This window comes from Streptomyces sp. NPDC030245 (assembly GCF_055572995.1).
Genome location: NZ_JBVICF010000022.1, coordinates 1 through 10,699, shown reverse-complemented (window position 1 = coordinate 10,699; position 10,699 = coordinate 1). Strand labels below are relative to the sequence as shown.

General features: G+C 71.1%; 14 protein-coding genes. All 14 read right to left on the bottom strand.

The window, feature by feature from the left end; genetic code table 11:
- Positions 1-961: 961 nt before the first annotated feature.
- Entirely contained in the window at positions 962-2,461 is a 1,500-nt protein-coding gene (locus ACZ4Z4_RS38125) for a replication protein (protein ID WP_468338447.1), read from the bottom strand.
- A gap of 491 nt (positions 2,462-2,952) precedes the next feature.
- On the bottom strand, positions 2,953-3,135 hold the full coding sequence (locus tag ACZ4Z4_RS38120) for a hypothetical protein (RefSeq protein WP_468338445.1): 183 nt from the start codon (positions 3,133-3,135) through the stop codon (positions 2,953-2,955).
- On the bottom strand, positions 3,132-3,458 hold the full coding sequence (locus ACZ4Z4_RS38115; protein WP_468338442.1) for a hypothetical protein: 327 nt from the start codon (positions 3,456-3,458) through the stop codon (positions 3,132-3,134). Before ACZ4Z4_RS38115 ends, ACZ4Z4_RS38120 begins: the two co-directional genes overlap by 4 nt.
- Positions 3,455-3,877: an NUDIX domain-containing protein gene (locus ACZ4Z4_RS38110; protein ID WP_468338439.1), complete on the bottom strand. Its 423-nt coding sequence runs from the start codon at positions 3,875-3,877 to the stop codon at positions 3,455-3,457. The genes ACZ4Z4_RS38115 and ACZ4Z4_RS38110 overlap by 4 nt, the downstream gene beginning before the upstream one ends.
- Before the next feature lie 11 nt (positions 3,878-3,888).
- Entirely contained in the window at positions 3,889-4,218 is a 330-nt protein-coding gene (locus ACZ4Z4_RS38105) for a hypothetical protein (protein ID WP_468338437.1), read from the bottom strand.
- A complete protein-coding gene (locus ACZ4Z4_RS38100; protein ID WP_468338435.1) occupies positions 4,218-4,388 on the bottom strand; it encodes a hypothetical protein in 171 nt (56 codons plus the stop codon). The genes ACZ4Z4_RS38105 and ACZ4Z4_RS38100 overlap by 1 nt, the downstream gene beginning before the upstream one ends.
- 105 nt (positions 4,389-4,493) lie before the next feature.
- Positions 4,494-5,168 carry a hypothetical protein gene (locus ACZ4Z4_RS38095; protein ID WP_468338432.1) on the bottom strand — a complete coding sequence of 225 codons (675 nt, stop codon included), beginning with the start codon at positions 5,166-5,168 and terminating at the stop codon, positions 4,494-4,496.
- Positions 5,168-5,467, bottom strand: coding sequence for a hypothetical protein (locus ACZ4Z4_RS38090; protein ID WP_468338429.1), 300 nt, complete (start codon positions 5,465-5,467; stop codon positions 5,168-5,170). Before ACZ4Z4_RS38090 ends, ACZ4Z4_RS38095 begins: the two co-directional genes overlap by 1 nt.
- On the bottom strand, positions 5,467-7,473 hold the full coding sequence (locus ACZ4Z4_RS38085) for a helix-turn-helix transcriptional regulator (RefSeq protein ID WP_468338426.1): 2,007 nt from the start codon (positions 7,471-7,473) through the stop codon (positions 5,467-5,469). The genes ACZ4Z4_RS38090 and ACZ4Z4_RS38085 overlap by 1 nt, the downstream gene beginning before the upstream one ends.
- Before the next feature lie 251 nt (positions 7,474-7,724).
- Positions 7,725-7,946: a hypothetical protein gene (locus ACZ4Z4_RS38080; RefSeq protein WP_468338423.1), complete on the bottom strand. Its 222-nt coding sequence runs from the start codon at positions 7,944-7,946 to the stop codon at positions 7,725-7,727.
- Between the two features lie 481 nt (positions 7,947-8,427).
- A complete protein-coding gene (locus ACZ4Z4_RS38075; protein ID WP_468338420.1) occupies positions 8,428-8,667 on the bottom strand; it encodes a hypothetical protein in 240 nt (79 codons plus the stop codon).
- 59 nt (positions 8,668-8,726) lie between these two features.
- A complete protein-coding gene (locus ACZ4Z4_RS38070; protein ID WP_468338417.1) occupies positions 8,727-9,137 on the bottom strand; it encodes a hypothetical protein in 411 nt (136 codons plus the stop codon).
- A gap of 19 nt (positions 9,138-9,156) precedes the next feature.
- Positions 9,157-9,417 (bottom strand): hypothetical protein, encoded by a 261-nt coding sequence (locus ACZ4Z4_RS38065; protein ID WP_468338414.1) that lies wholly within the window; start codon positions 9,415-9,417, stop codon positions 9,157-9,159.
- Positions 9,418-9,502: 85 nt separating this feature from the next.
- Positions 9,503-10,699 (bottom strand): helix-turn-helix domain-containing protein (locus ACZ4Z4_RS38060; RefSeq protein WP_468338411.1); only part of this gene is annotated, 1,197 nt, incomplete at its 5' end.

Here is a 10,699-nt window from a genome sequence, read left to right as displayed (position 1 = left end):
ACCTTCTTGACCCAGTCCTCGGAGCGGGCGACCAGACCGCCCAAAGCGGCCCGGGACAAGCCGCGGTGCTCTCGAAGCGCCCTCAGCAGTTCTCCGTCGACGATCAGGTGTTCGTCCGGCATCCTCGCCCCCTCGGCAGGCCTGTACCCGCCAGGGTAGGACCGCGCGTCGGTACACCTCTGGCACTTTTGCCCGCCGCCCCTCGCCCACACCTTTGCATCACGACCCGACGGACAGCTCTCGTCGTCCCGGCCGCCGTCGCCGCGTACGTCTCCGACCGCCGCTGTACGTCTCCCAGATGACGTACGCCGACGAGCACCAGGAGCTCGCCGAGCTCCACGGCCGGAACGGTCACACCTCTTGCATTACGGCTTCGGGAGGGACCCCGTCAGATCTGACGGGGGGTGGCCGGCGGACCGCGAGCATCCGTCATCGGGTCCGTCATCGCGTCCGTCACGGACCCGTCATCGGTCCGTCAGGCTGACGTCAGGCTGACGGACTCTGACGGGTCCGTGACGGACGGCTGACGGACCCGATGACGGGTGCCTGACGGGGGGAGCGAGCTAGACGATCCGCTATCGGATCGGGTCCGCCGTGGCCCGGCGGTCGCTCCGCTGTGCAGGCCGTCCGACGGACGCTCTGACGGGAGTTCTGACGGAAGCGAGTTGTGGCGTACTGATATCAGTTCGCCCGTCCGCCGCCGGAGCAAGGTAGTGGTCACTGGGCCCAGTGACGAGCCCGCCGCCCCGGCCGTGCCCGGGGTTTTCGGCGGCGACCGGGCACGGTCGGGGAGCGGAGCAAGCTGGACGATCAGGCGCCCTGATCGGGTCCGCCGTGCCCGGCGGTCGCTCCGCTGGGAGGCCACCCCCGCGCGGAGCGCGGGGGCAGCGTCTCGCCGTTCTCGACGCCTGCCAATCACCCACAGGAGCGACGTCTCGACGGTGCAGATGGGCAGAGCGAGTTAGTGCTGATCGATATCAGTTTCGCGGTCGGCCACCGTCAGGAGGAGGCGCACGAAGCGGGCGCGGAGTCGGTCCGTGGCGGCGCGGTCGGCTTCGAGCTGGGCGATGCGTGCCTGCCTCTCGCGCTCCTCTCGCTGGGCCAGCATGCGAGCTGCCATGTGCTCTTGGATCTCGGCGATCTCGTCGGTGGTGAGCGGGCGGACGTGTCCGGCCAGACCGCCGAGCCCGTACACGAGGTCGCCCACCGAGTCGTAGATTTCGGCCGCCACGATCTCTTCGACTTCCGGCTCCGCCAGGCGCCGGACGACGGTTCCGTACGCCGTGGTGCTCATGACCACGCCGCCGGTCAGCGGCTCGCGCGCTGCCTGCTCGTAGACGAACTCCTTGTCGCGTTCCTCGGAGTCGTCGCCGTCCAGGCCGACGTGACGGCGCAGGCCTCGGGTCCACTCGATGGCCCGGCGCCCGGACATGGCTTGCTCGTACTCCGCCCACCACGCGCGGAGCTGCAGAGCGGAGCCGTAGCCCTCGGCTTCGTCTTCGTCCAGGCCCTCGGCCTCCAGGTCCCACAGCCGGTAGAGCATCTGGAACGGGACCATCGAGTTGCAGCCGCGACCGCGCTTGTTGTCGGCTCGGACGGTCTCCATCGCGGCGCCGCCCGCCGCCTCCAGGTCCTCTTGCACGGACGGCGGCTTGCCGTCCTGAACCTTGGTCAGGTACTCGATCAGCGCCGCGTCGTCGGCGGACCGGATGATTTTGACCATGACGCCGTGGCCCCGGCCCCGGCACTTGCAGCCGGACTTGCCGCACTTCGTCGACGGCTCGAAGGCAGGGTCTGCCTGTCGCAGCGTGCGCGCCCACAGAGCGCGGAGCCAGTCCTCCCACTCCTCCAGGGCGTCGTCCCCGGGCGTCTCGTAGCCGGTCACGACGCCCTTGGCGGGGGAGCCGTCGAGCTGCCCGCCGAGGAAGGCGAGCAGGTTCATGTGGGGGTGCCAGCCGTTCTCACGGCTACGGGTCACCTCGGAGGCCCGGACCATCCCGGCGTACCCGATCCGGTGCCGGATGCCGTCGACCGCCGGGCGGATAGACGTCATGCGGGTGCCGTCCTTGCGCTTCCAGCGGTTCACGCCCTCGGGGCGCCCGTAGAAGCTCGGGTCCGTGAGCATCCGCTGGTAGGCGCCGGGTTCGCGGCGCGGCTTGCCGGACCGGTCGAGCCGCGGGGCGCCCTTGTCGTCGAGCAGGGGCGCCCCCCACAGCGCGTCGGACAGGTCTGCCAGCGCGTGGGTGCGGTTGTGGCGGGCGGTGAGGATCACGACGGCGAGCGTGCCGCCTGCGGCCAGCCAGCGGAGCGCGGCGGTCTTCAGTTCCTCGGTGCGGCCGGTGCGGATCGCTGCCGAGCACTGCGAGCAGAACCAGATCCGCCCGCACCTGGCGACGCCCAGGGTCACGACGTAGCCGCGCGAGGTGCGGCCGACGACGACGCCAGTGTCCGGGTCGAGCACGCTTCGGCCGCACGCGCGGCAGGCGTTGATGCCAGAGACCCGGTTGAGGGTGCGGCGGCCCTGCCACCTGCGGATTTCCGGCTTGACCACGGTCCGCGCTGGCTCGGGAGCGTCGCTCTCGGAAAACTCTGTTGTCCTCTTACCCAGGTGTTCGCTTTTGCCGTCGGCCTGCGTCCCGACGCGTGAGAGGGCCCGCTTCGCGGCCATCCGGCAACGGTCTGAGCAGTAGATACGCGGCCGTTTGCCGGGCGTGTGGGTGATCGGAGTGCCGCAATGGCAGCGCGGACCGGAGGGCCGCTCTGGCGACGTCGGGGGGACGTCTCGTAGTCTCTTCACGAGCAACGTTTCCGTTCGGTGTTAGGGCACCTGCGGAGGCGGACGGCCCGGAGTTCCCGCTCCGGGTCGTTGCCGTTCTGGGGGTCGATCCTGTCACTCCCGGATCACGGAGCGTCAAGCGCCCCGCCGGATACCGGCGGGGCGCTGACGTGACGTCAGTCTCGGGTGGCCACTCTGAAGGCCACCTCGCGGGCGCCGCCTGCGGCCATGACGCCGATGGCGCCGAGCGCCATCACGTCCACGGCCAGCGGGTAGTGACCGCCGCGCCACGCGTACATGCCGAGGGCGACGCCCAGGCCGACGAGGACGGGCAGCAGCGTCCGCAGGATGCGGGTCACAGCTCCTCCAGGGGGTGGGGGGTGACGGTCCGGCAGTAGTGGCAGGTGGCGCCGTCCGGCAGGTCGACGGTCCGGCCGCAGCACGCCGGGCACTCGCCCCGCTCAACGACCGGCCCCCGCCCGGCGACACAGGCCGGGCAGGAGTGGCCGGCCTGGTCGTCCCGCTCCCATCCGGCGATCTCGACCAGCTGCTCGAAGTCGAGCACGTCTTCCCCGCGGGTCGGTGTGCGGTCGATGCCCGGCAGCGCGTACGGGTCGGCGACGGGTTCGAGGTAGAGCGCGAGGCACCCGGTGCGGTCGCAGGTGACGGCGTCGCGGATCACTGGCCTACCGCCTCGGCGGCGGCGCGGATGATCTCGGCGTGGTCGAAGGCGAGCGGGGGCAGGTCGTCCAGCGGCCACCACTCGGCGCGGGTCGCGTCGTCGCCCGCCTCGATGGGCAGTCCGGGGATCACGGTCAGGTGGTAGGCGACGGTGACGTACCGTCCGCGCGGGTCGCGGTCGGGCTCGTCGAACACGCCGATCTGGTCGAGCTCGGCGGGCTTGGCGTACACGGCGGCCTCCTCCGCGAGTTCGCGGACGGCGGCGGCGCGGCTGGTCTCGCCGGGGTCAACGTGACCTCCGGGAAGCGCCCACTGGCCCTTGAAGGGCTCCCACCCGCGCTGAATCAGCAGGACGTGCCCGTCCGTCGTGATGACGACCACGTCGGCGGTGTAGCGGATGGTCTCGACGATCTCAGTCATGGCAGGCCCTTTCAGCGGGTGTGGTGGTCGGGGTCGATCTGGTCGCGCTGCCGGTTCTCCAGGTCGCTCAGCTCGGACGACTTCGTGCGCGGCGCGTCCTCGATCCAGGCGAACGGGCGGGTGGCGTCCGCCGCCTTGAACACACGGATTGCCGCACCGTCCGGAGCCTCGGGCAGGGCGTACACGCGGCCGCCGTCGAGGGAGGCCAGGAGCAGGGCGCCGTGGTGCTCGCAGCCGTCCGCGCCGCCGCCGTTGGCGTCGAGCACGGTCACGACCGGCGGTCCGTCGCACGGCGTCGGGTCCTCGGAGTGCGCGGCCGGGCACCGCTTCGGGCGGCTCATCAGCGGGACCCGTTGATGCGCTCGATCTCGACCTCGATGGAGTCGAGGTAGAGCACGATCCGGCCCTTGTCGTCGTCGGTGGTGGCGGAGGTGACCTTCCGCAGCTCGTGCAGCGCGGCGGCCAGACGGCTCTCGTTCTCGGACTTCGGAGTGATGCGGTCAAGCTTCATGCTGATCTCCTCGTGTCGCCTTGGTGAACTTGTATCAGTCTGACACGCACGGTTCTGGTTGCGCAAGCGGAAAGGCCCGGCGGGTTTCCCCGCCGGGCCGGTTGATCAGGCTGCCGCTGGTACGTCGATGGCGGTCTGTCCCTCGGGGACCGCCGCCTCGTCGAGCCGGGCGTACACCTTCTGGACGTAGGTGGTGCTGCGGGTGGCCACCTGCGCCGCCTCGCGCAGGCTCAGGCCGTCACGCCACGCCTGCTCGATGGCGGCTTTCGCCTCCTCGGTGCCGAGCCGTTCCCGGGGGGGTACGGCGGGGATCTGAAGGTGTCCCCCACAGATGACCTGCGGCGATACCGGTTCGGGGCGGGGTGCGGCCGCCGGGGGAGGGGAGGGGGTGAACACCTCGGTGATCACCGGGGTGTTCCCCTGGGGAACGGTGGCGGGCTCCGGCGCGGCCACCTTGGCGCCGTGGCGCAGAGCGTGCACGCGCCACAGGACCACGGGCGCGATCGCGGAGACCGCGACGACGAGCAGGGGGGACACCGGGATGAGCCCCCCGTGGTGCAGGTGCGACGCGGCGTTGGTGGCGATCATCAGGAGCACGGAGGGAAGGACCTCCCGACCGGTCTGCATCGCGCGGAGCGCGTAGGCATCGATGGCCACCGGCAGCGCGGCGGCGACGATGCCGCCGAAGCCGCAGGCGACCGCGAGGGACCACTCACCGTGCGCCGCCACGATCACGGCCGCGCCCATCGCGAGCCAGCCGAGCACGTCTTGCTGCTTCATCACTTGCCCGCCTTCCGCGCGATCTTGAGGGTGATGCCGCCGATGCCGACGCCGCCCGCCGATGCCGCCGCCGTGGCGATCTCGTCGGCCGCGTCTGCGGTCGCGTGGACCAGGACCACGAGGAGCCAGACCACGAGGGCGGCCCCCAGGCTCGCGACCACGGTCACGACCACGGGCCCGGTGTAGGAGCGGGGCGCCTGCTGCACGATCACGACCGTGCGCGGGTCGGTGCCCTCGGGCACCAGATCGGCGGGGACGTGCCCGGCCGCCGCCTGGGCGGTGGGGAGCTGAGCGCGCATCAGGCCGACACCTCCCCGGCGGCGGTGCCCGCGAGACGGACGGTGCCGTCCTCGGCGCGGACCAGCTGCCCCGCCTCGACCAGCCGCTTGACCACCTTGGACACGGTGCCCTTGGGCAGACCGGTCGCCTCGACGACCGCCTTCTGCCGGGCCGGGCCCAGCGTCCGCAGCGCGGCGAGCACCTTGCCGTCGGCGCCGTCGGCCTGCGCCGGAACGGAAGCCGCGGGCTCCGGACTCGGCGGTGCGAGGAGGTAGTCCTCGCCCTTGACCAGGCGCAGCGCGGGCCGCTCGACCGGGGTCGGCGCGGGCGCCGGCGAGCTCTGCGCGACGGGCGCGGTCTGCTCCTCGACGGGCGCGTTGGTCGTCCACGGCCGGACCTCGGGCAGCGCGTTGACCACGTCGTCCGTCACGTGCCAGATCTGCACCGCGTTGGGCTTGCGGCGCTTGTGCTTGACCAGGGCGCGGCCCGGGACGCCGCCGAGCTTGCTCGGCTCCCACCCCGCCTCGGCCGCGTTCTCGCCGTAGACCACGCGGTCCGAGACCGGGGAGTCCACCGTCAGCGACATGACCGTCAGCGAGTTCTCGCTGACCATCGCCGTGACGCCGCCGTTCGTGCGGCTCGGGTACTGGGTGGCCCAGATGATCCAGATGCCCGTGGCGCGGGCCAGGGTGTACAGGTCGTCGATCAGGTCCAGGACGTCCTTCCACCGGCTGTCCTTGGCCATCTGGAGAATCTGACGCCCCTCCTCGATCACGACCAGGAGGTTCGGGTACTCCGGCGTCGGCGCCCACTGGGTGACGTCGGCGATCTCCTGACGGTGCTGCATCTCCGCCACCAACTCGCGGATCGCCTCGTAGATCGCCTGCCGGATCTCCTCGTTGGAGCCGCGCTGATGACCCTCGGTACGGATCTTCCCGTTCCAGAGCCGCGCTTCGAGCCGCTTGGGGTCGAGCAGGATGCCCGCCCACAGCGGATCGGCAACCGCCTGCATCATCCACGGCCGCCACGACACGGACTTGCCCATGTTCGTGACGCCCGCGATCAGCTTGTGCGTGCCCGCCATCGGCACGTCGACGATCTCGCCCGTGACCTCGTCGACGCCGATGCCGGTGTGCTCCGGCGTCCAGAGCATCGACACGCCGTCCGACGCCGACCGGGTACGGATCACGATCCGCGCGCGGTCGCCGTGCGAGCCTCGGCCGATCTGCATCCGGGTCTCGGACTTCATGCCGAGCAGCGCACGCACCGAGTCCGCCTTGCCCGACAGCTCCTTGGCCGACCACTTCCCGTCGAGCCGGACGCCGCAGACGATCCCGGCCGGGGTGATCTGCGGAGTCTCGGTGAGCGTGCCGGACAGCCCGCGCTCTTCCGCGTGCTGGATCCAGTGCGTCGGGTCAAGGCGCTTCATCAGGCGCCGCTCCTCGGCGGACAGCTCGTCGTCGAGCTGCAGCTCAACCTTCCGGCGTCCGAGGGCGACCCCGGCCGCGTTGAGGCCGATCAGACCGAGCGACGTGCCGACCGGCCACACCGTCCAGTGCTCAGCCGTCGACATCGCGTACGTCGCGATCCCGGACGGGACGGCGTGCGCGGCATGTACACGCGTCGCGACCTGAACGAGCGTGCTCGGGTAGTTCTTGCGCGCCTCGGTCAGCGTCTGGCGCGCGTCCTTCGCCTGCTTGCGAGCCGCCTTGTCCGCCGTACGCGCCGCCCGGCGAGCGCGGGCCAGCGGGAGCTTGCTGGCGGCCCGCGCCGCCTTTCGCTGGCTCGACGCCGACGCGGCCGTGGACCGCGCCGACAAATGACCACGCTGCGCGGTCATCAACGCCTTCAGATTCTCGGGCGTCCGCAGCGCCATTCGGCGGTCGGCCTCGATGTCCCAGCGCGCCGCGAACGGGGCGAACGCGGGCGCCAGAGCATCAAGGGTGTTCGTGGTGCGCGTGGCCGACCAGCGCCACGCGGACTTGGTAGGTGAAGCGATCTTCGACCATGCTTTGAGCTTGTCCACGAGAGTCCTCTCACGGTGATCGTGGATGTCGGGCCGGATCTCCCTTGCCGGGGGTCCGGTCCGTCTGCTTTTCCTGGTTGATCCCTTTCGTTGCGCCAGCGGCACGAGTTGCCCGTGCGCAAGCGCGTGACCTGCGAGTTTCCGGTTTCCTGGAAACCGGTGAGGGGGGCCCTACGCGTGCGCGCGCGAGGCGGGGTGATCTCGTCCCGGTAAGTTCCGCTTGCCCGAAACTCCCGAAACCTGACGCTTCGTTACTCCGGCTTCGTCCAGGCCCTGACGGTGTTCGGGGCGACCGCCGTCAACTCCGTGATCCGCCGGATCGGGAGCTCGACCCGACGCGCCGCCTCGATCAGCGGGCGCAGTTCCTCGTCGACTTCGTCGAGCTGGGCGAGGAGCCTGATCCGTTTCCTGCCGACCGGGGTCAGCGCCTTCTCTGCGTCGGCCCGGAGTTCGGCCGGTGTTTTCTGCGTCATGCGGTTCAGAGTGACACATGCGTATTACCTTGCGCAAGTAGGTTGTGTCCGCGTGTTCTCGACGAGCCGTCGCCCCGACGGCGCTGTACGCCGTTCTGCGGGCCCCAAGTCGGCCGCAGGCCCGAAGAGTCCACGGCGCCCGCCCCAGTCGCCTGACGGGCCGTACAGCGGCTCTCGCGCCCCCGTGGGGCGCCATCGGTCCGTAATCCTCCGTGGCCTGCCGCGTGCGCGTCTGCGGCGGCTTCGGGCGGGGCAAAAGCGGCTGGCGGCGAAGGGGGGTGGGGTCGGCGGTGCTCAGGCGCCGTCTGACCGCCCGGGACTTGGGCCGGGCGCCGTACCCCCGCCGTCACGGATGCGGGCGCGTGAGGCGACCTGACGCCCCGTCCGTGGCTGGCGGGGAGCAGCTGCTGCCGCGATGTGGTGCACGTCGTCGAGCTGGTCAGCCCCGCCCGCCGTCCGTGGCCGGGCGTCCGGCTCTCCCTCACCGGTGCTCCCGCTCCCACGCGGCCATGCGCCGGCCCCACCGCCGCACCTCCACCTCGACCGCTATCCAACGGGCGGTCGACGGCCCCCAGTAGGCAGCGAGCACCGTCCCCATCCCCAGCGCCGCAGCAGGCCACAGCCCGATCAGCTCCCGCGCTATCAGCGTCACGCCAACCAGCAGCAATGCCGCCAACGTCGCGGCGAGCGCCTGCTCCTGGTCGTGCTCGTGGTCGTGCATTTCCGTGCCCTCCCGTGATCACTTCGGGACACACCGTAGTGATCACGTACGACAACGCCTCACGGATTTCCGGCCGGGGGAATGCCGCCCATGCCCGGAAGCGGCATCGGCGAGCCCGTCATGCCGCTCCGCCGCCGACTCTTCCGGTACGGCGCAGACTGCGGCCGCGCCGGAGGCTCCGCCTCAACGGCAACTTCCTGCGGCGCCCTGACCTGCGGCGATACCGTTTCATCAACTGATGGAACGGTTTCATCAGTTGATTTTACTTGGCGCGAAGAGAGGGCAAGAGCAACGTTGACCGCCGCCCGAATTCGCCTATCGACCTTGCGCGTTCGGTAGGCCATCTCCCGACAGCCCGGCTTGCAGTACAGCTTGGGGCGGCCGATGCCGGATTGAACAATTGTGTTCTCACCGCACCACTGGCACTGAATGGAGCCGTCAGGGTTCCTGGGAATCTCGCTGAACTTCATGCCGCCCGACCGTACGCGGTCACCTGCGGGCATCGGGCGCGCGCTCCTCGACGTACCGCTTCGCCATCGCCTCTCGGCTCATCTCCCGTTCGCGGCCGCCGTTCAGCGGGCGCAGGAAGCACGTCTCGGTTTTGCGGCGGCCGGACTCGGGGTCGCGGTAGATGAGTACGGCGACCACCCGCCACAGGTGATCGGCCTTGTCCCGCCACAGGGACTTCGCGAATTCCTTGGGCAGCTCGTCGGGTCCCCGGTAGTCGAGCTGTGCGTACGAGTGATCCATGCTCGGCAGCGTCCCGCCGATGCGCCGGCCCACGGGGGACAGCTCGTCCCCCCTCCTGCAGGGGGACAGGCTGTCCCCCTGCGGATCAGGCCGCGACGACGACGCCGATGTCGTCGGCGAGCGCGTGCGCGGTGTACGACAGGGCGCCGGTCGCACGGCGCGTGAGGTCGACCGCCAGCGCGCGTCCGGACGGGACGTAGCGCACTGCCTCCGGGCTCGTCTCGTAGGCGAGCCGCAGGTACTGGAGCGCGGACGCGGGCTCGCGCCGCACGTGTTCGGCCTTGGCCGCGTCCAGGAAGAGCCGCGACCGGCGTTCCAGGGACGGGATCGTCTGGGGGTCGGTCTCGGCGAGCTGGTCGATGGCGACGCCCGGGGTGCGCAGATCGGCGCCGATGGTCACCGCGTGCACCGCGCAGTTCCCGGTCCCGAACATGGTCCAGGGGTGGGCGTACGTCGTGCCGAGCTTCTTCGCGGTCCGGTCGGCCTCCCCGTGCCAGCGCCACGCGTCGCCGTCGCGGCCGTCCTGCCCGGCCGTGACCGCCGCGTGCAGACACAGGCTCCCGAACATCCCGGCGACCACGCCGCCTTCCTCGAGGCGCGGGCGGAGTGACTCCGCCGCGTTGGCGACCATGCCCAGTGCTTCCTCGGTGTGGCCAGCCACCCGCAGGCCGTTGCCGACGATCCAGGCCGCCGACGCCAGCGCGACCGGGTCGTCTGCCTGCTCCGCCGCCATCCGCGCGCGGTCGACGATGATCCAGTACAACTCTGCCTCTGCGTTGTGCGCCGCGTACTGCTGCGCGAGCGCGTACGTCTCCGACAGCGCGATGGATGCCCGTCGGCGCTCGGTGCCTTCCGTGGCGCGGACCGTGGCGTGCCCGGCCGCGATCAGGTCCGGCAGCACGGCCGCCGTGGCGGTGCGCTGATCGCGGGCCCGGTGCCAGATCTCCCACGCCTGCCGTACCCGTCCGTGAAGATGCTCGACCCCGTCGGGCTCCCCGGCCGGGGCGAACAGCGGCGCATGGATGGCGGCTCGAAGATCCGCGACTCCTGGGTGCATGACTCGGCCGCCGTCGACGACCGGCACCGACACATCGGCGCGCGTGAGTTCACTGATGTCGGTGGCGCCGACCACGCGGGCAAGGCGCACCATCATCGCGAGCGAGGAGACCCGACGCTGACCCCGCTCGACCTTCTTGACCCAGTCCTCGGAGCGGGCGACCAGACCGCCCAAAGCGGCCCGGGACAAGCCGCGGTGCTCTCGAAGCGCCCTCAGCAGTTCTCC